General features: G+C 56.9%; 14 protein-coding genes. 13 read left to right on the top strand and 1 reads right to left on the bottom strand.

All coding sequences use genetic code 11. The features are described 5' to 3' along the window. Positions 1 to 194: 194 nt before the first annotated feature. Positions 195 to 3,506 carry a DEAD/DEAH box helicase gene (locus N2603_RS39035; protein WP_260386355.1) on the top strand — a complete coding sequence of 1,104 codons (3,312 nt, stop codon included), beginning with the start codon at positions 195 to 197 and terminating at the stop codon, positions 3,504 to 3,506. Positions 3,507 to 3,740: 234 nt separating this feature from the next. Here the strand turns inward: N2603_RS39035 and N2603_RS39030 are convergent, their stop codons facing one another. Further along, positions 3,741 to 4,658 carry a DMT family transporter gene (locus N2603_RS39030; protein ID WP_260386354.1) on the bottom strand — a complete coding sequence of 306 codons (918 nt, stop codon included), beginning with the start codon at positions 4,656 to 4,658 and terminating at the stop codon, positions 3,741 to 3,743. A gap of 742 nt (positions 4,659 to 5,400) precedes the next feature. On the opposite strand from N2603_RS39030, the gene N2603_RS39025 reads away from it, so the two are divergent. The 12 genes from N2603_RS39025 (at position 5,401) to N2603_RS38970 (ending at position 22,346) form a co-directional block, all read left to right on the top strand. Next, positions 5,401 to 6,567 carry a M20 aminoacylase family protein gene (locus tag N2603_RS39025; RefSeq protein ID WP_260424366.1) on the top strand — a complete coding sequence of 389 codons (1,167 nt, stop codon included), beginning with the start codon at positions 5,401 to 5,403 and terminating at the stop codon, positions 6,565 to 6,567. 320 nt (positions 6,568 to 6,887) lie between these two features. After that, entirely contained in the window at positions 6,888 to 7,940 is a 1,053-nt protein-coding gene (locus N2603_RS39020; protein WP_260386353.1) for an ABC transporter substrate-binding protein, read from the top strand. A gap of 832 nt (positions 7,941 to 8,772) precedes the next feature. Next, the gene (locus tag N2603_RS39015) at positions 8,773 to 9,951 is read left to right on the top strand and encodes a M24 family metallopeptidase (protein ID WP_260386352.1); all 1,179 of its coding nucleotides are present in this window, start codon (positions 8,773 to 8,775) and stop codon (positions 9,949 to 9,951) included. Between the two features lie 1,318 nt (positions 9,952 to 11,269). Further along, the gene (locus N2603_RS39010; protein WP_260386351.1) at positions 11,270 to 12,322 is read left to right on the top strand and encodes an ABC transporter substrate-binding protein; all 1,053 of its coding nucleotides are present in this window, start codon (positions 11,270 to 11,272) and stop codon (positions 12,320 to 12,322) included. 103 nt (positions 12,323 to 12,425) lie between these two features. Next, on the top strand, positions 12,426 to 13,307 hold the full coding sequence (locus N2603_RS39005) for an ABC transporter permease (protein ID WP_260386350.1): 882 nt from the start codon (positions 12,426 to 12,428) through the stop codon (positions 13,305 to 13,307). Next, positions 13,297 to 14,097: an ABC transporter permease gene (locus tag N2603_RS39000; protein WP_260386349.1), complete on the top strand. Its 801-nt coding sequence runs from the start codon at positions 13,297 to 13,299 to the stop codon at positions 14,095 to 14,097. Before N2603_RS39005 ends, N2603_RS39000 begins: the two co-directional genes overlap by 11 nt. A gap of 9 nt (positions 14,098 to 14,106) precedes the next feature. Next, positions 14,107 to 15,234 carry an ABC transporter ATP-binding protein gene (locus N2603_RS38995; RefSeq protein ID WP_260386348.1) on the top strand — a complete coding sequence of 376 codons (1,128 nt, stop codon included), beginning with the start codon at positions 14,107 to 14,109 and terminating at the stop codon, positions 15,232 to 15,234. A 433-nt stretch (positions 15,235 to 15,667) separates the two neighbouring features. Next, positions 15,668 to 15,829 carry a hypothetical protein gene (locus N2603_RS38990; RefSeq protein WP_260386347.1) on the top strand — a complete coding sequence of 54 codons (162 nt, stop codon included), beginning with the start codon at positions 15,668 to 15,670 and terminating at the stop codon, positions 15,827 to 15,829. A gap of 77 nt (positions 15,830 to 15,906) precedes the next feature. Further along, positions 15,907 to 16,719 carry an aspartate/glutamate racemase family protein gene (locus N2603_RS38985; protein WP_260386346.1) on the top strand — a complete coding sequence of 271 codons (813 nt, stop codon included), beginning with the start codon at positions 15,907 to 15,909 and terminating at the stop codon, positions 16,717 to 16,719. A 515-nt stretch (positions 16,720 to 17,234) separates the two neighbouring features. Further along, positions 17,235 to 18,818 (top strand): gamma-glutamyltransferase family protein, encoded by a 1,584-nt coding sequence (locus N2603_RS38980; RefSeq protein ID WP_260386345.1) that lies wholly within the window; start codon positions 17,235 to 17,237, stop codon positions 18,816 to 18,818. A gap of 1,128 nt (positions 18,819 to 19,946) precedes the next feature. Continuing rightward, positions 19,947 to 20,789 (top strand): ABC transporter substrate-binding protein, encoded by an 843-nt coding sequence (locus N2603_RS38975; protein WP_260386344.1) that lies wholly within the window; start codon positions 19,947 to 19,949, stop codon positions 20,787 to 20,789. Positions 20,790 to 21,164: 375 nt separating this feature from the next. Then, positions 21,165 to 22,346, top strand: a complete 1,182-nt coding sequence (locus N2603_RS38970; protein WP_260386343.1) for a M24 family metallopeptidase — start codon at positions 21,165 to 21,167, stop codon at positions 22,344 to 22,346. Positions 22,347 to 22,580: the final 234 nt, after the last annotated feature.

Here is a 22,580-nt window from a genome sequence, read left to right as displayed (position 1 = left end):
AGACCGCGCTGGGTATCTTTTTCGGTTGAAGGGGGGAATTTTCCCGTGGATCTGGCCGATTCCCGGGCGCAACGTAGTGACTTCGGTCCGTCTGGGTGATTCGATCTGGTCGATTCGGTGAGGTTGTATATGATGCCAGGATACAACCACTAGCCTTCGAGGTCGGCGGAGCGTGGAGTGGAATGGATGCGAGGTTGAAGCAATCAGCGGGCGAGGTTGCGGTATCGTCGGTCACTTTACCCGAAATCGAATTCGTGAAGAAATTCCGGTTAGGTCGCCACGTCAGCTTGCTGCGATCGAGTAAGACCGACGAGGTCGTCAAGGTTGTCCGCGAACTCGCCTACGGCCGCACGTCCTTTGACGTCTGGGAGCTTGCGAGTGGCGACCGCGTCATGGTCGTCGATCGCAGGCTCCGCACGATTCCCGAGGGCATCACCGGCGTTTTGGAGACGACAGATCAGGGATACCGTTGGCAATGGCATTCCTTGATGGACGATTTCAGGTCGCGCGTGAACGCCGACGCCGGCTCGGTCGCCGATGACATCCAGAAAGCCTGGAAGGACAATTTCCGTTTCCGCATGGAGGAGACAGATGCGACCGGAGCGGTGCTCCCGGGCAACGAAGGGTTGAGGCCACCCCAGATAGGCGCACTGCACGCGATCGGCGCCCACTGGAGCATTTTCCCGCACGAAGTGGCCACGGTCGTCATGCCGACGGGTACCGGCAAGACCGAGACGATGCTTTGCACCGTGGTGAATTATCGTCAGGGTCCGACGCTGGTGATCGTGCCATCTCGCGCACTGCGGGCGCAGACCCTCAAGAAGTTCAGAACCCTGGGACTATTGCGCGATCTCGGCCTCGTCGATCCGGCCATTCCCAACCCGATCGTCGGCGTCGTCACCAAAGAGCCAAGCTGCGAAGAGGATCTCGAGATCTTCCGGGGCTGCAACGTCGTGATCGCTGCTATGGCGTCGCTTGGTGCTCCAGGCGTTGCCCCCTTTCGGCCGGGCATCGCGGCCGCCTTTAGCTCCCTGTTCGTCGACGAAGCTCATCACATTCCTTCCGACACGTGGAGCGAATTCCGCTCGCATTTCACCGCCCATCGGGTCCTACAATTCACCGCCACACCGTTTCGATTGGACACGAAACTGGTCGACGGCCGGGTCATCTTCAATTATCCGCTCGCCGCGGCGCAGCGCGACCGATATTTCAAGAAGATCACTTTTCTCCCGGTATTCGAGCTTGACGCCGAGGAGGCGGACGAGGCAATCGCGCGAGAGGCTCTGCGTGTTCTGCGCGACGACATACAATCGGGTTTGCGCCACCTGCTCATGGCCAGGTGCAGGCTCATTGCCCGGGGCGCAACTATCAAGGCGATCTATGATCGTCTGGCACCGGAATTCAATGCGCTTGTCGTCGATTCGGAAATGGAAGACTCCGCGATCGAAGCCGCGCTAGACCGCGTTCGCGCAGGCGAAAGCCGCATCGTTGTCTGCGTGAATATGCTGGGAGAGGGGTTCGATCTCCCTGAACTGAAGATTGCCGCGCTTCATGACCTGCACAAGAGTTTGCCGATCCTCCTGCAATTCACGGGACGCTTCACGCGCACCTCTGCAGCCGGCATTGGAGATGCAACCGTCGTCGCGAACATCGCCGACCCCAGGGTCTCGCAGAAGCTCGAAAAGCTTTACAGCGAGAGCGCCGATTGGAACGTTCTACTAAGCGAGCGGAGCTCGGAAGCCGCCAAGGAGCATGCCGAACTGGTGGAATTCCTTAGGAATTCGGACACGCTGATCGACGACTCCGGCATCGACGACATCAGGATCTCGAAAAACCTTCTGCGGCCCAAATACAGCACCATCGTCTTCAGATGCGCGAAATTCAGCCCCAAGAGCTTCCAAAAGGGCCTTCCTGACGGCGTCGTCGTTCACAACGCCTGGTTCAATCCGGGCGCCAACCTTCTGTTCTTCGTGTCCCGCAGGGAGGACGCCGTCCGCTGGACGAAGGGCAAGGTCCTCGCCGACCGGGAGTGGCACCTGTTCGTCCTCTACTACGACACGGAAGCCGGTCTCCTGCATCTCAACTCGTCCGACAAGGAGTCCATGCACGACGAACTTGCCAAAGCGGTCGGCGCCGACAGCCGGATCCAGGGCGAGACGATCTTCCGATCGCTTGGCGGCATCAATCGCCTGATCTTCAGCAATATCGGCGTCCGAAAACACGGCCGTCGCAACATGAGCTTCGCGATGTACACGGGCGCGGACGTCAAGCAGGCCTTGACGGTCACGGAGACCGGCGACGCGACCAAGTCCAACCTCGACGGGCGAGGTTGGGAGTATGGCGGAGTCGTCCACCCCGGCTGCTCCGCCAAAGGGCGGGTCTGGTCGAAGGCGCAGGGCTCCATTCCGCACCTGGTGAGGTGGTGTAGGCCAGTAGGAAGGAAGCTCATCGACGAGACCATCGACGCCACCAGGATCCTCGACAACGTGCTGATCCCTGTCGAGGTGAAAGAGAATTTTCCAGACGAGCAGGTGCTCTCCGTGGAATGGCCGCCGGAGCTTCTGAAGACGTCGGACGAGCGTGTTTTCATCCTGAAGGGCGAGCAGGAAGTCGCGACTGCTTTCTGCGAGTGGTCGTTCGACGAGGATAACTCCATGTCGACCGCGTTGTCGTTCCGCCTGATCTCTTCGACCGACGATCTGGACGAGCGGATTGTGCTGAAGCTGGAAACCGGACGAGGTTACCGGTTCGAGGGCGCAGACGGGGTCAGGATCAAGTCCGGACGGCTCGACATGCCGCTGTCGGACTACCTGTACGACTACCCCTTGCTCGTCCGTTACGTCAGCCTAAAGGAATTGGAGGGCGACCTTCTCTACGAGCAGAACAACCCGGCGGCAATCAAGCTTGACGAGCGCAGCCTCGTTCCTTGGCAGTGGCCTAGGTCCGAGGTTGACATCACGGTGGAGTCGATCTGGAAAAAGGGCCTGGAGCGGCCGAAGTCCGTCCAGGCCTATGTGGCGGCATACTATCAGGAGGAGGAGTTCGACGTCGTCTTCAACGATGACGATGCGGGTGAGGCCGCCGACCTTGTCTGCCTCAAGGACGAAGGCGACCGCATTAGGATGGTGCTGGCTCACTGCAAGTTCTCGGGCGCGGCCACCGAGGGGAGCCGGGTCAAGGACGTCGTCGAAGTGACCTCTCAGGCCGTTCGAAGCGCCGTCTGGCGCGGCAACTTCGACCGACTGTATCGGCACCTCCTGGCCCGGCAGAAAGTCAAGGGGTCGGGCAGCGAGGGGCGAAGCCGCTTCATCGTCGGCAACCTGACGTCGTTGGGGAACATCGCAAAATCGACCCGAAATAAGTCGGTCTCGTTCGAGATCGTCATCGTGCAACCTGGCGTCAGTCGCTCGGGGTTGTCTGATGACCAAAAGCTTGTCCTCGGCGCGGGTTTGACCTTTCTCAAGCAAACCGTCGGCGTGGACGCCCAGGTAATCTGCAGTGAGTGATCGGTTGAATGCGGCAATGCGGCGATCCAAGCTTACGATGTCATAACGCGCGGTCTGAAATTCACCTGTATGATCAAAGACTAACACACACAGATGACACACCTTTCTACACCCGTTCGTACCAGCGCGCGTGCCGGACGCATTCGAGACGTTTAGCGCTGACCTCAAGACTTGGTTCATCTTTTCGGCGCGCAGGGCGGCTATTCGACGGCTGCCCAGCGGTTGGAGGTACGCTCATCCCGGCGTGCCCATTGTCGGCTCCTCGCGGCCAAGCTTTCGCTCACGTAGAAAAATGTAGAACCCTGCGCCGGTGATGATGGCAGCGCCAACTAGCGTTGCAAGTGACGGCACGTCGCTGAAAACGAGAAAACCGAAGATTACGGCCCAAAAGATCTGAGAATACTGATAGGGCACCACGGCACTCGCCGGTGCGAGCTTCAATGAGCGGCTCAAGCACAAGAGTGCGCAGACTGAGATCATGCCTGCGGAGGCGAAAAGCAGCATGCTTTGAGGCGTCGGCGTGACCCAGCCTATAGGTGCGAGCACCGCGCCCAAAAGGAACGTCCCGGCAAATTGCCACGTGACGATCACGACATCGGGCGTCCCTCGCAATTGTCGGGTGATCAACATCAACCCGGCAAAGGAGAGGCTTCCGAACAGAGCGATTAGTCCCGGCCAGCTGAAGCTCTGTGCCGAGGGCTCCAGTGCGATCAGGACGCCAGAAAATCCAACGAGAATTGCACTCCAGCGCCGCCAGCCGACCTGCTCTCCCAGTACGATCGCTGATAGGGCGGTGACGAAGATTGGACATGCAAGATAATAGGTCACGACGTCGACGAGAGGCAGATACACCGTGGCCAGAAAGAAAGAGGCGACTTCGCTCGTTGAAAGTGCAACACGGAGAAATTGGAGGCCTGGCCGCTCGAGCTTTGCGAACTCCTCCTTGTTACGCCAGATCATGGGAGCGAGCAGTAGGAGTGCGGCGCAGGCTCGCAACCACAGCAACTGACCAACCGAATAGGTCGAGACGATCAGTTTTCCGAGCGCATCGCCACAGGAGAACACCAATACTGCAAAGAGCATCAGCGCGATGCCTGCCAAACGCCTGGAGTGCTCGCTACGAAGCGACGAAAGTCGTATAACTATATGCATTTAAATCGCCTTCCGTGTTTTCCATTTTGCGCGAGCTTTGCCCGCCTCTTCCGACGCTGCTCTAGAGAGACGATCGATCAGCGATCAGGTCGTTGGACCGGTGCCCTTCCCATCCGAGCTTAGGGTCGGTCAAGCCAATCCGGTCCTTTAGCGGGAAAACGTCAAATACCGAGCATAGGGAAACAGATTGTACTAATGTGATGCCAACCTCCGCAGGAACACTGCAACGATTTGGCCCCCGCGAAGCTTTGCTGCGGCACAACCAACCCGCTAGTTTAGTCAAGCACCTGACTTGCTAGCGTTGACGATAAACCGGGCAGCCGAGAGCTAAGGAGAGCAAGGCAGATCGAAGTCCCGGCCCTGGTGTGGATGGTTAGCGATTTCGATCGCCTCACCACTTTGAGCGCACCGCGCTGGGAGACTACGTTAAAACCTCGCGCATCGCCGGCCAAGCGCAGGATTGCTGCTCATGTGCGTATCATATTGGTCAAATTCGGATCCGGCGCTCGGTAAACTTTACACGAGAACGCCTCTTTTCAGTGATCGAGGCGAAAAAGAATTCGCGGAAGCGAGCCGACTTTACCAGAGTAGGCGCGGACGCCTGGTCGGCCGCCGGACTGTCGCTCAGCTGGCGCTTGCATGCTCTCGGTGCAAAGCTGTTCAGGACTTTAATGCAAGGCGCGCAGCTCCTCGCTCTGCATGCGCAGGGCAGGCGCTCGGTGGAATGAAAGGTCAGAAGTCAATGCGAAGCGTTGAAGTGTTCCGGGATTTGCACAGCGAGGCGACTTCTTGGCGGCGCTATCTTCATCAAAACCCCGAGCTCGATTATCGGCTACACAACACGGCGGGATTCGTTGCCGACAAGCTGGCGTCATTCGGTATCAACCACATTGAAACCGGGATAGCGGAAACCGGAATCGTGGCATTGATACAGGGCGAGGGCGGAGAGGGCCCAACTATCGGGTTGAGGGCGGATATGGACGCTCTGCCGATACTAGAGGAGTCAAACAAGCCATGGTCGTCGAAAACGCCTGGCAAAATGCATGGGTGCGGCCATGACGGTCACACCGCCATGCTGCTCGGTGCCGCAAAATACCTTGCTTCGACACGCAAGTTCAAGGGATCTGTTGCCCTGATCTTTCAGCCGGCGGAAGAAGTGCTTCCATCAGGTGCGCTGAAGATGGTCCAAGAAGGAATTATGGACCGCTTCGATATTTCCAAGGTGTTTGGCATGCATAACACGCCCGGCATCGAAGTCGGACAGTTCGGCATTTGCCATGGGCCAATTCTGGCGTCGCTTGACGAGTTCGACCTGGCTGTAACCGGTAAGGGCGGCCATGCGGCCAGGCCGCACGAGACAGTCGACCCAATTGTCATTGCGGGCCAGATCATAGTCGGTCTGCAAACATTAGTCTCGCGCAATACGAACCCGCTTGAATCGCTTGTCGTTTCCATCACCAAGTTAAACGCAGGCACGTCCCATAACATCATTCCCGGTCATGCTGGCATGGGGGGGACTGTCAGGACGTTTTCACCCGCTTTGCGCGATTTGGCCGAGAAGCGGATCTTGGCGTCAGCCCAAGGGATCGCGCGCGCATTTGGTGGTGACATTGAATTCCAATACCGGCGAGATTGCCCCGTCACCTTCAATCATTCAGGGGAAACCGATCTAGCAATTAGGGCCGCGCGTAGCCTCGTAGGGCTCGCCTCCGTGAATGACAAGATGACTCCGAGGATCTCATCGGAGGACTTCGCCTACATGCTTGAGGCGCGGCCTGGCGCCATTATCTACATTGGCAACGGATCGACCGCCGCTTTGCACAATCCGGCATATGATTTCAATGACGAAGCTCTGCCGTACGGCATCGGCTATTGGGTAAACTTGGTGGAGACAGTGTTGGCCCCCTGACATCGGGGTTTACCATGCCATCACGAAACTACGCAGGAGTTTGCGAGGGCTTCTTACTCTGCTGCGGAGTGCGTTCCTACTGAACTATGCCTGCCTAGCGCAGCGGCACCAACAATGAAAAGCCCACGTATCGTGTTCGGTTGCAGAAAATGCCGGCAGGTGCGTTCTTGCGAAGTCGGGCTCGAGGGGGCTGCAAGTTGCGCTTAACGGGCGAACCGTTTGGATCGCTCCTTCACAAAAGGGGATGTCATTGTTCCGCGCGCGCTGAGAGGTACGCAACCACTATTACCACTGGAAGGACAAAACGGAGGACATCAGAAATGAAAAGGCGTACTTTTCTAAGGTTTACGACAACGGCTGTGGCCGGCGCCCTGGCTGCACCCTACGTGCACGCCCAATCGAAGAAATTTGCTGGCGTTACTCTGAGAGTCAACGGATTCGGAGGGCTTTACGACGAAACCCTCAGGAGGTGCGTAGGCGCGCCGCTCGAGGAGAAATACGGGCTGAAAGTCCAATTTATCGCCGGTAGTCAGTCGGCGGACCTCGTAAAACTGATCGCTAATAGGGACAATCCTCCCTACGACCTTTTTCAAGCCGATAGTGCTTACATGGTCGAACTCCTCAAGGCCGGGGTCATCGAAGAAATCAAAGCTTCGGACGTTCCCAACATCAAGCGAATCCTTCCCGAGTTCCGCGAATACGGTGATCACGGCGTGCCGTACAGCGTCGCGAGCTCTATCCCTGTTTACAACTCGAAATACATTAAGCAGCCCCTTACGTCCTACTCGGATATCGCTCGTTCCGACCTAACGGCCCGCACCGTTATTCCGACCCCGGTACAGGACAGCATCAGCCTCTATCTTCTGGGTATTGCTGACGAGAATGGTGGATCAATCTCAAACATGGAGCCAGCATTCCAGGTCATGGCGGCGGCTAAGCCGAATATCGTCGCGCTCGCGCAGACAACCGTGGCCGAGTTGCAGATGTTTGAATCAGAAGAAGTCTACGCAGGCATCTTCTGGGATAGCCGCGCGCACGAATTGCGCACCAAGGGCTTTCCCATCGTGACTGTAATTCCACCTAAGGGCCTCTACTCCATCTGCAGCTACTTCAATGTTGTCAAGGGAATGAAGTATCCGGAAGCTGCACACGCCTTCGCGCAGCAATTGCTCTCCGACGAGGGCATGAGCGGTTTACCTCAGGCCCTTGGAATTGGAGTGACCACGGACGTTAAGTTGTCCGACGAAATTCAAAAGAACCTAGTGTACAACTCGCCGGAGCGCATCGCCCTCAAAAAGAAAGTTGATTGGCAAAAGTGGATGGCTGACCGGGGTGCGCGGATCGAGCGGATTAACAAGATAATTCGAAGTTAAGTGGGGCCTTCCTGCCGGACACACCCCACGCGCCAGTCTGCGCGTGGGGGAGCAGAGTTCCACGGCGTTAAACTATCTCAAGTTCGGGAGGGGACAAAGATTCGTCGATCTCTCATTCTCTTGTAGTGGCCCTCAGGTCCGTTACGAGCGAAAACGTTGAAGCGGACGTTCCGTGTGAATCCGCCTTGTCCCAACATGACGAGACCTCGCCGACGCTGCACGTTACCGACTCCTCCGGCTTCTCGGCATCATGCAGGGAGACTCAATTGCGTCAGCGAGAGCACGTCAGGCTGAAATCGTCCCGAAGCAGGGCTGCTCAGTTGTCCCAGACGCTTATCAAAGGAGCGCATCAATCGCCCCGAGAAGTCCTGGCTGCGCTGACACCTGGCGGGCCCGCCGTGCAGAAATCGATAGCGATCAGGCTTTCGTCGCAGCGGAGCAACTCCTCAGTGCTGAGGCATGTACAGGAACGCCTGGAATCTTCGGAGGCGGCCACATCGTTGCTGATCGTCTAGGTGCCGGAAACTCGTCAAGCAAAAGTTCCACTCGCACACTGTTTCTGCGCGTTCAACACTCGAATATCGCTGGAATCGCGCGCGCTTTCGCGCCTATGCGCGGGTAAAGTGCGACGCAGCGCGATAACATTGCGGTACAGTGCAAAAGCTTACCGTCGTTTCTCACGTGAAGAGATATGAGACCTGATCGCAAGCAGTGCCGAGGCCTCATCGGAAACTCGTTAGTGGACTAACGACAGACCTGTAGTCTTGCCCGAATGTCACTCGGGGATGATGCGGCGTCAACGCAATGTAGTGAATATTCGGAGATACACCGTATGGAAAAGATGCTGAACTTTGAGCGAGCTGAGTTCGATACTCGGCTTGCGGCCGCGAAAAGCGAGATGGCTAAGCGCGGAATCGACATTTTGCTCGTTTCTGAGCCGCCGAACCAGAATTACTTAACCGGCTATAACGCTTATTCCTTCTATACTCCACAGATGGCGGCCGTCGCACTTAAGCACGCCGAACCCATTTTCATCACACGGGGCATAGACACTACATCGGCAAGACTAACTACTTATCTGGCTGACGAAAACATCAGAGGCATACCGGATGAGTATATGAACTCGGCGACCTTGTCCGCGTACGATTTCATGGCGAGCGTTGTTAAGGAGCTCGGCGGTGAAAAGGCGAGAATCGGCGTTGAGATGGGGGGATATTATTACTCCGCACGTGCTCATGCTGATCTTGTTCGAGCGCTACCCCTTGCGAGCTTTGTAGATGCCGACCTCTTGGTCAACTGGATCCGTCTTATAAAGAGTCCGGCCGAACTGTCGTTCATGCGTCAAGCGGGCCGTGTTGCCGACGCGATGGTGAAGCGGGCTGTAGATGTCGCAGAGCCAGGTGTGCGTGAATGCGATCTCGCAGCCGCTATTTATCACCAGCAGATTTCAGGAACGCCCGAATTTGGGGGAAGCTATGATTCTTCATGCCTGCATTTCTGTGTCGGCGAACGTGCTCTCGCGCCGCACTCTACGTGGTCAGACAAGCCGCTGCCGGCTTCTACGACAATCAATTTCGAAGTCCACGGGCTTCGGCATCGCTATCAAGTCAATCTAAGCCGTACGATTTCCATCGGGAAGCCGTCACCAGCATACCAAAAGTTCTCGGAGATCGCCGTGGAAGCTCTGAATGCCGGCGTTGAGAGCGTCCGTCCCGGCCGCACCTGCTCGGAAGTTTTCGACGCCTTTGCAAAAGTACTGGCACACCACGGAATCGATAAGAACGAGAGGATCGGCTATCCCACTGGAATCGGTTACCCACCGTCGGTAGCAGAACGCACTGCAAGTCTGCGCAAGGGAGACGAAACGGTGCTTCAACCGGGCATGTGCTTCCATATGATGACCGGCCTGTGGCTGGACGACAAGAGCATTACCATTACCCAACCGTTTGCCGTCACTGAAAGCGGTCATGAAGCATTGACATCGACACCGCGTAAACTGTTCGTCAAATAGTCGGAAAATGGAAAGATTAAAGACCGCTCCATTATCGCATCGGCAGCATTCTTGTTGCCGGTGCCGCGCCCTCAATTGAGCGCTGCTGGCATCGGCGGCACGTTCAGGCAAAAGAAGCCGGGACGTTTACCGCCGATGTTGTATCGTTAGAAGCCGACCATTCCCGAAGCGCACTCTGCTCCCCACGAGCCGTTTGGCGAGCGTCGCTCGCAGTCTATTTTCCGATTGCTCAGGCGCCGCCGATTGAGTGGCTCGTGATCAGAGGTGCCCCGGAGGGGTTATTCAGCTATTGGACGTCGTGCTGAGCTCGCTGCGCTGCGGTCACGTTGCGCCGCTCCACTCATGACGAGCAGCATCGTGAGCTGAAGGGAGGCGGCGAGCACAATGTGGAGCAAGCCTTCCGTTGTGGAATGTGCGACGGCTTTGGCCCTGCTGCCGATTAGGTCCTGGTCTACCGCTGAAAGTCTACTCTTGGTCAAAGCGGGCACACCACGTCATCCGGCAGAGCGAACATCCAGTGCTGCGTATCTGGCTCAGCGGGGCGCACCATGTCAGCCTGTCGCGAGCTTCGAACCGGTGCGAGCTCTCAGCTAGACTACTGGGCCACGTTTGATGTGCCCTGTTTCCCAGCGCCTACGCGCTGAACAGGTCTACCGACCGACCTCGCGGTTCGAACCGCTCGTCGCGGCAAGAGCGCGCTCCACCAGATGTCCGCTCTCGAAAGCGTCGTGATTCGGGGCAACCACGCAGAATTTCTGCCTATTGTGACGCTAGATCGAGTAAATTCCTATTCAGAGTGCGGTATTTTTTAGATCAAATCGAGCTTGCGACTGATCGGGGGTCAGCGAACGGGAGGAGATCGGATCTGTCAACGTCGCGCACAGGTGCAGTGCTTCACGGCTCATCATTCATGCGACGCGTTCCTGACATTCTTGTTGGGCTTGAGCCGGACTACAGTGGCTGTGCTTCAGGTCGCCTGATGAGCGACCGGGGATTGGTGGCTTGGCAGTTGAACCATGGCTGCAGCGAGGCCTAGGGGATCTTCCTGTAGGCAGGGCCAGGATTTCCGCTCGAGAGCGTGCGGCAGAAGGGGGGGCTCAACAGAGCGTCCTCGCCGCGGTGCTTGCGCGGCCGAGTGGCGGCCTGTCCGGCGCTTAGCGCGTCTCGGCGATGGGAACGATCCTGCAGCCCGCCAGCGACGTGGTTCAACCGACCATAAAAAAACTAGGATATATTCTCGAGGTTGCCCGACGACCTCCGAGAGAAGCAGGTAACCATCATCTTCGCTGGGGCGAAGTTAAGGAGAGGAGATCGGGAGATGAAAAGGCGACTTTTTCTAAAGTCCGCGGCGGCGACTGCCGCCCTCGCTCTTGCTGCGCCTTACGTCCGCGCTCAGTCCAAAAAGTTTTCTGGCATTACACTGCGTGTAAATGGATTCGGCGGGGTCTGGGACGAAACCCTTAACAAGCGGGTCGTTGCGCCGCTCGAGGAGAAATACGGACTGAAGGTCCAATTCATGGCCGGCAATCAATCGGCGGACTTCGTCAAATTGGTTGCGAACAAGGACAATCCACCGTTCGACATGTTTGAGGCCGACAGCGCCTACATGGTAGAGCTTCTTAAAGCGAACCTCATCGAAGAGATTAAAACCACAGACGTTCCCGGTATCAAGCGCGTTCTTCCGGGCTTCCGCGAATACGGCGACTACGGTGTGCCATTCAGCGTCTCGACCGTCGTTCCGGTGTATAATTCAAAATACGTCAACCAGCCGCTTACGTCGTATTCAGACATCGCTCGGCCAGATCTGAAGGGTCGCGCGGTGATTTTGGCTCCGACCTTGGACACGAGCAGTCTTTATCTTCTTGGCATGGCCGAAGAAAATGGCGGCTCGATCGCGGACATGGAGCCAGCGTATAAGATTCTTGAGGCGGCGAAGCCAAACATTGCCGCCATCGCGCAGACAACGGTTTCAGAGCTGCAGATGTTTCAAGCCGAAGAGGTCTATGCGGGAATATTCTGGGATGGCCGAGCCCACGAATTGCGCAGCAGAGGCGTTCCCATCGTGACCGTTGTCCCACCTAAAGGCGTCTACTCAATCGTCAGCTACATGAACGTCGTCAAGGGCACAAAACATCCTGCGGCGGTACACGCGTTTATGGAGCAGTTACTCTCTGATCAAGGTATGCTCGGAATACCTGAAGCGATGCGGTACGGCGCGACCACCGATGTCAAGTTGCCAAAAGGTATCTACAAAGACCTGCTATTCAACTCGCCCGAGCGCAATGCTTTAAAAAAGAAGGTTGATTGGCAAAAGTGGATGGCAGAGCGCGGCGCCCGAATCGAGCGGGTTAACAAGATAATGCGAGGCTAGGTGTGGGCGCTTGGTCCCATTATGGTTCTACACGGATCCTCTGGGATACGCATAGCATCGCCGCTTACTCAACAGGTCCGTAGCAACTGTGAAAGGTCGACTCGTGAAGGAGCCTCTCCTCAAACGCCCCATGGTAACCGCGGCACTCTTGCTGGCGCCGATGGTCTTGCTTCTCGTCGGCTTTATGGTCGTGCCGGTGCTACAACTGCTGCGGTCGAGCTTTTTGCCCTCTAGCCATCTTCTCGATGGCTCCGGTTTTAGCCTGATCCAATACGTTCGCTTCTTTTCGGATTCGTATTATTCGTCCGTCCTACTGGAGACGTTCGTTGACGGGCTTATCGTCAGCCTGATCTGTTTAATCCTCGGCTTCCCCACCGGATACTCTCTAGCTCGTCTTCCGCCGTTAGCGCGGCGATGGCGAACCATTATCGTCATCATGCCGCTGACGCTCAGCCTTGTGGTTATTGTATTCGGCTGGTTGATCATTCTTGGCCGCAACGGTCTTCTCAATTCGGTGCTCACAGGTCTGGGTATCGCTGCTTCGCCAAAACAGCTTCTCTTTACGCGGCCTGCCGTATTAGTGGTCCTGGTGCAGCAGTTCCTTCCATTCATGATCTTATCCATCATGAGCGTGGTCACGCAGATAAATCCTGTGCTTGAGCAAGCCGCTGCGAACCTGCGCGCCAACCGTTTCGTCACTTTCCGAAAAGTCGTCATTCCACTTGCGGTGCCTGGCATTCTCGTCGGCTTCAATCTCGTCTTCGTACTCTCGATTTCAGCGTTCATCACGCCCCGTCTCATCGGCGGAAGTCGCGTTGCCATGCTCGGAAGCCTCATCTATGAACGCATGATGTCGGAGCTTAACTGGCCTTCGGGCGCAGCGATGGCCTTCGTCCTTTTTGTGAGCGGGCTTGGTCTCACAGCGGCGTTCAACGCTTTGGCGGCGTCACGTCTCATCACTGGAGGGCGGCGACATGCGGTCTGATCTTAGTGACTATGCAATGGCTGCTGTCGGCGCCTTCATTCGCGCACTTGTCTACGCGATGCTCGCGCTGCCGGCAATTCTGGTGATCGTGTCGTCGTTCACCAGCGGCGACACCATGAATTTTCCGCCTAGAGGCTTTTCGCTGCGCTGGTATCAGAAGGCCGTGGAGAATGAGCTGTTTATGAATGCGCTCTGGACCAGCACCTATGTTGCCGTGCTCGTTGCTATCATGGCGCTGGTGATTGGTTTTGCCGGCGCTTTCGCGATCAACCGGTATTCCTTTCCAGGAAAAGCGTTCTTCCAGGGGCTCGCCTTCTCCCCCTTGATCGTCCCTGCCGTCGTACTCGGCATTGGGCTATTGCAGCTCTTCGCCTGGCTAGATCTTACTCAAACAATCTATCCGTTGCTCCTGGGGCATTTGGTCCTTGCGATCCCATACGTCGTGCGGACGATTCTCGCGAGTCTGGCCCTGCACGATCGCGTGCTCGAAGAGGCGGCAATGAACCTCCGGGCCGCACCGTTGCAAGTCATTCGACGCATCACCCTGCCGCTCATCCTGCCTGGCTTACTCTCGGCTGCGATCTTCGCCTTTGTAACGTCGTTCGGAAATGCCACGGTTTCGGTGTTTCTCACGTATGGCGGCAACGTGACCCTACCGGTGCAGATCTTTGCGTATGTCGATACCAGCTATGATCCGCTCGTCGCGGCCGTATCGAGCATCATGATCGTGGTGACACTGGTCGTCATTCTCGCGATCGAGCGCCTGATTGGCGCGGAAAGACTAACGTAGTGAGGACAAATGATGCTGGCTTCATCTAAAGAGTACGAGAATATGGCGTCTAAGCGAAATGAAAATGCTATGCAAGATGTCGGCGATCTCGTCGTGCAATTGCGCTCCGTCTCCAAACACTACGGTGAAACAGTCGCTGTAGCGAACGTTTCGTTGGATGCGCATCGCGGCGAACTGGTTTGCCTCCTTGGTCCATCAGGCTGCGGAAAAACAACAACATTGCGCATGGTCGCCGGCTTCGTAGAGCCGACATCGGGTACCATAAGCATCAACAACGTCGACATGACACATCAACCGCCGTATCGGCGGGATACCGGAATGGTGTTTCAGAGCTACGCTCTATTTCCGCATATGACGGTCGCTGAAAACATCGCGTTTGGCCTGGAAAACTTGAAATGGCCTCGTGCGGAACGGGAAAGCCGTGTCAAGGAGATGCTCAAGCTCGTCGAGCTTTCACACCTTTCTCAGCGATATCCGAGCCAGCTGTCGGGCGGGCAGCAACAGCGGATCGCACTGGCGCGCGCGCTGGCGATGCGGCCGGCAGTGCTACTTCTTGATGAGCCGTTCTCAAATTTGGATGCGCAATTGCGCGTTCGCATGCGGGAAGAACTGCGAGAGGTGATCCGGGGTGTGAATGTTACCACGTTGTTTGTCACACATGACCAGGAAGAGGCCCTGACAATGTCAGATCGCATTGTGGTCATGAACGCCGGACAAGTCGAGCAGGTTGGCACCCCTGGCGAGATCTATGAAACTCCGGCGACGTCTTTCGTCGCTAAATTTATCGGCTGGTGTTCTCTGCTGCAAGGAACGGTTGGGCCCGACGGTGCCTTTACGTCAACGGCCGGCCTGCGCCTCGCGGGCAAATGGGGCGTTGGCCCTGGGACCGCGGTGATCCGGCCGGAGCAGATCAAGCTGTCCGCGGATGGGGCTGCTGGGCAGGCGTTGTCGGCTCGAGTGATCCAGTCTCACTACTACGGCGGAGCAACGCGGCTCGTGCTTGAAGTCAACGGTGAGCGACTGACCATGCAGGAACGCTTTCCGTTTGGGTGCCATCCAACGCCCGGTGATCTCCTCAGCATTACTGTCAGCACGAGCGAGATCCGCGTCCTTCCATCCACCCAAGCGCAATCTTGAATGCCGCATTCAAGCAGATCCACAGATATGGTTTTTCGGCGAGCAGCTATCCGTTCTCGGATGCGCTCGCCACGTCACTTTTTCTGCGTCTGAATATGGTGCGTTGCCAGATAGGTCCGCACTGATGACTCGGGTCGATGAACAAAGTCCCAACTTCATCCCAGATAGCCTACAAGAGGATCCTCGGCCTCAGCTTCCGGCGACCACGCGAGGGTGGATAGTCGTTGGTGGTGGCGATTGTCTCGCCGGATTCGAGTGATCTGCGGCGAAACCGTACAGATAGCTTGGTCCCGACGGCTGCAGTGCCGTAATGGGCTGGCAGGGTTGATCTCGCGGAGCGATCCGGTCCGGATCGCCTGCGCTCTCAATCGCCGCGACATCCTCCACCGTCGTAGTGGCGCTGGCGGCCGGCGACCGGCATGGGTGTCGAGGATTGAACGACAAATTCGACGTCTATGCCTTCGACAGCGAGCCCGAAGGATCCTTCGCGCTGAATCCGTCAGCCGCTTGGCGTGTAGTGCGCAATTCCGGCATCAGTGGATATGCACATCAACCGGCCACTGTCGATTCGCACAAAAACCGGGGTTTTGGGTGAATGCTATGGCTCAATTTCTGCGTTCCTCGGGACTCCTCCGAAGAAAAGGAACTTGAATGTGAGGTATCATTTTCTAGATGATTTCGCAGGCGGCGTTCGTGGCAACAATGAACGTTCAGAGGCGCATGATGGAAAGCGGTTTACTTAGGGGCGGGCAAAACGTTTACGGTCATCGGGTCGGGATACTGATGATCGAAACACTTATTCCGCGGCCGCCCGGCGCGATTGGAAATGCATCGTCATTCGCCTTTCCAGTTCTGCACTATGTCGTCAAAGGCACCTCGGGGAATGGCACAGTACGCGATCTTGGTGCGCTCGATCCGGAAAGCATGGAGTTCCGGCAAGCCATTGAGCCTTGGCTCAACGGTGCTCGTTACTTGGAACAGCAGGGCTGTCATGCCATCACGACGTCGTGCGGGTTCTCGGTGTTGTTTCAACATCAATTGCTCGAGGCGGTCGGCATCCCCGTGTTCTCGTCATCACTCATGCTGATCCCATTCATCGCTGCCACTCTACGAAGAGAGCGTCGTGTCGGTGTTATTACCGCCGACGCGCGGAGCTTATCCGCACGCCATCTCTCAGCAGCGCACATCGACCCCGCGAGGATCCATGTGGCGGGAATGGACGGTTGCCCGGAGTTCGCCAAAACGGCATGGCAAAATGACACGACCCTAGACTTCCCACGTATCAAGAATGAAGTGGTTACAGTGGCCAAGCGACTCGTGGACGAGGCTCCTGATACTGGAGCTCTCCTTCTAGAATGCGCCTTATTGCCGCCCTATGCGGGGGCAATCCAAGCGGAAGTCGGCCTGCCAGTGTTCGATTTCACGCATTTGGTGACCCTCATTCATAACGCATGCGCGCGCACCTCTTTTGCGGGGTTGGTCTGACGCCAAGTGCTGGCATGACGGATGTCCTTCCATCGCGAAAACGTTCGCGTGTCTCATATGTCGTCTGCTTATCGGATCAAGTGATCGGGTGCGTCGGCGAATGCTTCTTGCTTCCGCCGTCATAGCCGAGTCTTGATCCACATCAGGGTAGTGCCGGTTGGTCGGTGCCGCTCGCAATGGTTCCAGTCGCAGAACGGGTATTGAAATGTACGCCGAAAACACAACCACGACGGGTCGGCCTCGCTCCGTTGCTCTGGTGCGTGATAGGTGCGACTTGAAGGTGGTGATCGGATGTGTTGCGCAGATGCGCATCGATGTCGTCCCAAGGTGTTCGTAGAGAGCTAGTGTAGGTCGCTTCTATCAGTGCCAACGATGCTGCTGAAATACACGTGGTGCTGGAGACTATGTGACTTGAGCAGCTGGCATGCTCCGGCACCTTTGCGGATCACGGCGGCACGATCTTCATCACTCACGCACGCGTCAGTGAACACATTCGGATTTTGGAGGAACTAGTCGTGACAACCCGAGAAGAAGTCTTCAGATCACATCGTCCCATCATTATGGGTGATCGCGGGATGGTGGTCGCTGGTCATCCCAAGGCCGCGGAAGCCGGAGCCGCTATGCTGCGAAGCGGCGGTAATGCGATCGATGCGGCAATTGCGGCCGCCGCCACCCTTGCCATTGCCATTCCGTTCATGAACGGCCTTGGAGGCGACGCTATCGCGCTGTATGCGAGGTCGGATGGCGATGTCACCGCAATCAATGGTTCTGGCGCAACGCCACGCGCTGCATCGTCTCACGAGCTGCGCAAGCGCGGTCTGACTCTAATGCCACAGCGCGGACCCCTGCCGGTCACAGTACCTGGCGTTGTTGCGGCCTGGGGTGAGGCACTCGATCGGTTCGGCACTCGCTCATTCGCAGAAGTGCTAAAACCGGCCATTGAACTCGCCGAGCAGGGCGTTGCTCTCGACGCGTCGGCGATCCACTTCTTCAACGGAGCCGAATACGCGGACCTCGTGAAACAATTCCCAGCGCTGGCTACCAATTTCGGTCCGGCAGGGGGGCGTCGCCTCGGAGAGCGTTTGAAGCAGCACGCTGCTGCCGCAACGATGCGGGTTCTGTCAGCCCAAGGTTGGCGATCATTCTATTCCGGTGATCTTGCTCGGAAGTGGCTCGCCGAAGCGCGCGCTAGCGGCGTGCTGATAGATTGTGAGGACTTAGAGGGGCACGCGACGGTGTTCGAGCGCGGATTGTCAATCCCGTGGCGAGGGCGGGAGGTGCATGTGGCGCCGCCGAACTCGCAAGGGCTTGCATTACTCGCGATGCTAGCCCTGTCGGAAGTTCAGCCAGCGCCGCCGCCCCCCGACAGATCGGATCCCCTCATCGATCCTGTTGCCTATCTGGCGCGGAAAACCGCAGCATTTACTATGCGCGACACCTACTGCGCTGACCAGCGAAGGATCTGTCTGCCGCCAGACCTGCTCTCGCCCGACCGCCTCAGGAAATTGGAGCTTCAAGCAGGCCCCGCCATGAGCGTTGCGGGCGGTGGCGACACGTCGACGTTGGTTGTCATAGATGCCGAGGGAAGCGCGGTGTCGTGGGTTCAATCGCTATTCGAATCTTTCGGATCAGGAATTGTCTGCCCAAGTCACGGACTCGTCTTGCACAATCGCGCCATGCTCGAGCGGCTCGATAGCGATCCGGTTCGCGGTCTTCGTGCCGGGTTTCGCACCTTCCATACGCTCTGCCCGGCAATGGTGACGGGGAAAGGGGGCGTGGAGCTCGCAATAGCCACGCCGGGAGACCATGGCCAGCCGCAGGCACTGCTCCAGGTCATACGACGCCACTTCGAGCAGGGGCTCGACATCCAGTCCGCTATTGAGTGGCCGCGCTTGCGCCACGACGACGGGCGGGAGGTTGTGCTGGAGAGCAGATGCCCCTCCGAGTGGAACGATGCGCTGACCAAAGCCGGCTGGACCGTGAAGCGAGTTGACAGCTGGTCCCGCTTCATGGGCGGAGTGAACGCGATCCGAAAGAGAGACGATCTGGTAATGGGTGGCGCAGATCCGCGGCGATCGTCATACGCGATTGCGGAGTGATTGAGGCCAGAAGGATCGCGCGCGCTGACGCTTCTCCGCGAGATAGCTGGCCCGATCGTATGCATCGCAACCCAACGGTCCGGCGGCACGTTCCCGTAGAACACAATTGCGTATACCCAGCTGCAGCTAGTGGGTGCCTGCGGCTGCGAGTTCAGGCAAAATAGGTAATATATTACTACGCTGACTCAAGACTAGTCCCGATAACGCGTGGGCGATCGCGCATGTTGAGCGAGCCGCGCCCGCGCCAACGACGGCAATATTCGTCGGAGATCGTGAATGCGACTTAGGTGCGCCGGCGCGGTCTTCGAGTGTGAAGCGGCTCACGATGTGACTCTAACCGAGTAGTCGCGCGGGCAAGGATTAGGGAGTGATGCTGGGCAATTCGCTCGGGCTCCGCCTCCTATTCCCGTCAAAGCGTGCATGCGAGGCCAACGCTTCTCAGGCTCGCATGGCCATATGATACGCGGCAGATGATAAAAGCACCGCACCAGGTATCCATTCGCCGCTAATCAGAGCGGCTATCGAGTTTGTCCTACACCCCATGCCCGTCGGTCGCCAAGTAGCCTAACGAAAACGTTCCGGCACCCGATCTTCGCCCCTTCGACGGCGGTCTTAGTGCCCCTCGAACTCGGGGAATGTGACCCGACGACGAAATGGAGAATCAGCAGAAAGCGTCGGTCACGCCCGTTGCGCACGCGTATGAAAGCTTCATATCGTTCGAGATTGCGCCGAATTTCATCGACGCAAGCTCTATAACAGCTAAATCCAGACCTCGCGACTATTAGTCTTTGCGATAGGTGCAAGCATCTCCAAAGGTTTGCAACGAGCAGTTGGGCGTGATCCGGAAGCTGTGGCTGTTCGGCCCTCGCAGCGAGTTCATAGACGCTCTGGCTACGAGCTATCCGCGCTGGACGGCAAGCTCAACGGCGCTCGGAGATTCGAGCGCCCCGAATGCGCTATCCCAACACCTTCAGCCCGTCGGCATACGGCCGATAATCACAACCTTCAAGATGTGCACTCCGGTTCCGCGAAACGTGGAATGATTGATCCATATTGCCGGGGAGTTTGTGGAATGAGCCGAGTAGCTGGCATTTTCAGAGAGCGAAACGAATAGAGAAGGGTGCGGACATGCAACGGCGAACATTCCTGAAGTTCGGAACAGTGGCTGCTGCCGGCGCTCTGGGTGCACCTTTCGTCCATGCGCAATCAAAGAAGTTCACCGGCATTACATTGCGCTTAAACGGATACGGTGGACTTTACGATGAAACCTTTTTGAAGAGCGTGGGGGCGCCGCTCGAAGAAAAGTACGGATTAAAGATTCAATTCAATTCCGGTGCGACGGGGTCGGACCTGATCAAACTGATCGCGAATAAGGACAATCCTCCGTACGACATGTACATGGCCGACAGTGCCGTTATGGTCGAACTCCTTAAGGCCGGTGTGATCGAAGAGATCAAGGAATCAGACGTTCCCAACATCAAGCGCATCCGTCCTGGGTTCCGCGAGTACGGCGATTACGGCGTTCCTTTCAACGTGGCGTCCGTAATTCCCGTTTACAATTCGAAATACATCAAGCAGCCGTTGACCTTGTATTCAGATCTCGCTCGGCCGGATCTCAAAGGTCGCGTGGTCATTCCAGCCCCGACACAGGATACTGCCAGCCTATATCTTCTCGGCTTGGCAGAGGAGAATGGTGGCTCAATCACGAACATGGAGCCGGCATTCCAGCTATTGACGGCCGCGAAGCCGAATATAGTCGCGCTCGCACAGACCAACGTCGCCGAGGTGCAGATCTTTCAGAGCGAAGAGGCTTACGCGGGCAGCTTTCTGGGATGGTCGCGCGCACGAACTGCGCACCAAGGGCCTTCCCATTGTGACCGTCGTCCCGACCAAGGGCATTTACTCGGTCGTCATCTACATAAACGTCATCAAAGGCATGAAGCATCCAGAGGCAGCACATGCCTTGGTTGAGCAGCTACTGTCCGATCAAGGCATGCTCGGAATACCACAAGTGCTTCGGTATGGTGTAACGACGGATGTCGAGTTGCCAGGAGAGCTTCGCAACGACCTCCTGTTCAACTCCCCCGAACGCAACGCCCTGAAAAAGAGGGTCGATTGGCAACGGTGGATGGCAGACCGCGGCGCTCGGATCGAGCGCGTCAACAAAATAGTTCGAGGTTAGGTGTTTAAGCCGCGCGCGTCACCATCGTTTCGGAGCACGAAGGTAAGACGCGCCGAACTCAAAGCAGGAATGCTGCGGGTGAGCTCGCTCCTCTGCTTTCAAAACGCCACCTCTGTGTAAGTCAAGCGTCTCTTCTCTAAGCAAGCGCCCCAAGGGAGGGTGATATGAACGAACCGAAAAGACCGTTTTCGAATGCAGAAATGACCCAACGGGTCAACAACACAAAACGCAAAATGCAAGCGTCAGGCATTGACCTCCTGCTTGTCAGCTGTCCCGCCAACATCTTTTACCTCTCGGGATACGATGCCTGCTCATACTATACGCATCAGATGCTGATCGTTTCTCTCACTCAAGATGAGCCGATCTTGGTGGTACGAAACATCGACGAGCTTGGTGCCCGACTGACGGTCTACATGAAGCCGGAGAACGTGCTTTCCTATGGAGATGAATTTGTGGGATCCGAGTCATCGCATCCGATGGCTTTTATTGCTTCTGTCATTCACTCAACAAAAATGAACGCAAAGACCATCGCAGTCGAGATGGATAACTACTATTACTCAGCGCGCTGCCACCAAGTGCTCACGACACAGTTACCGAATTCACGGTTCAAGGACGCAGATCGACTTGTCAATTGGGTCAGAGCCGTTAAGTCGCCCGCAGAGATCGAATACATGATGCAGGCGGGAAAGATCTCAACCCAAGCGATGCATGATGCCGTATCTGAGATCGCTCCAGGCGTAAGACAAAGCCAGGTCGCAGCAAAAATCTATTATAGAGAGATATACGGAGATGATGATCATTCTGGAGAGTACATGTGTAAGCCACCGTTGCTACCGGCTGGTCGGCTATCGGCAACACCTCATTTGACGTGGATAGATGGTCCACACAAGCAGGGCGAATTAACCAGCATTGAGCTCGGTGCATGCCGGCATCGTTATCATGCTCCCCTGGCAAGGGCGGTTCACCTAGGTAGGCCACCCACGCGATTGAAGGACACGGCAAATATATTGATTGAAGGTCTTACGGCCGTTGTCGACTCCGCCCGTCCAGGTATGACGTGCGGCGAGGTTGAGGGTCTCTGGCGCCAGGTCATCAATCGCTACGGGTTGACCAAAGAGTGCCGCATCGGATACCCCATTGGAATTGGATATCCGCCCACATGGGGTGAGCTCACCTATAGTCTACGGCCATCAGACCGCACTGTCCTCAAACCAAATATGACGTTCCATTGCATACCTGGCATCTGGACCGATGAGTGGGGTTTGATGATCAGTGAATCGGTTCGGATGACAGAGAGCGGAGCCCAATGCTTCTCCGATTTCCCACGAGAACTCATCGTCAAGTGACGTCTCTCTCCGCAGCACCGTTTCAACTGTGTACCCGGTCCGAGACGCCAACCGTCGTGTGACAACGGACCGGGGCGGCGCGCGGAGAGATGGTAAGTTACGCAGGGTCCAGAACCTAGAGGCTGTGTGGTCGGCAGAGTGCGCTCAGGCGCGATCGCTGACTAGCAAGTAGGGAAGGAGATTACGCCGACGGCCCGCAGTACGTTCGCACCGGCAGCTGAGCTAGAATAGTTC

The sequence above is a fragment of the Bradyrhizobium huanghuaihaiense genome, from assembly GCF_025200885.1.
GTDB classification, from domain to species: domain Bacteria; phylum Pseudomonadota; class Alphaproteobacteria; order Rhizobiales; family Xanthobacteraceae; genus Bradyrhizobium; species Bradyrhizobium huanghuaihaiense.
This window is presented reverse-complemented; position numbering and strand designations above follow the sequence as displayed.

Bases quoted from the DNA above. Each gene is read 5' to 3' on its own strand.
- N2603_RS38985 (WP_260386346.1), top strand. From the start codon at position 15,907: ATGATTTCGCAGGCGGCGTTCGTGGCAACAATGAACGTTCAGAGGCGC.
- N2603_RS39000 (WP_260386349.1), top strand. From the start codon at position 13,297: ATGCGGTCTGATCTTAGTGACTATGCAATGGCTGCTGTCGGCGCCTTC.
- N2603_RS39020 (WP_260386353.1), top strand. From the start codon at position 6,888: ATGAAAAGGCGTACTTTTCTAAGGTTTACGACAACGGCTGTGGCCGGC.
- N2603_RS38995 (WP_260386348.1), top strand. From the start codon at position 14,107: ATGATGCTGGCTTCATCTAAAGAGTACGAGAATATGGCGTCTAAGCGA.
- N2603_RS39010 (WP_260386351.1), top strand. From the start codon at position 11,270: ATGAAAAGGCGACTTTTTCTAAAGTCCGCGGCGGCGACTGCCGCCCTC.
- N2603_RS38975 (WP_260386344.1), top strand. From the start codon at position 19,947: ATGCAACGGCGAACATTCCTGAAGTTCGGAACAGTGGCTGCTGCCGGC.
- N2603_RS39015 (WP_260386352.1), top strand. From the start codon at position 8,773: ATGGAAAAGATGCTGAACTTTGAGCGAGCTGAGTTCGATACTCGGCTT.
- N2603_RS39030 (WP_260386354.1), bottom strand. From the start codon at position 4,658: ATGCATATAGTTATACGACTTTCGTCGCTTCGTAGCGAGCACTCCAGG.
- N2603_RS39025 (WP_260424366.1), top strand. From the start codon at position 5,401: ATGCGAAGCGTTGAAGTGTTCCGGGATTTGCACAGCGAGGCGACTTCT.
- N2603_RS38970 (WP_260386343.1), top strand. From the start codon at position 21,165: ATGAACGAACCGAAAAGACCGTTTTCGAATGCAGAAATGACCCAACGG.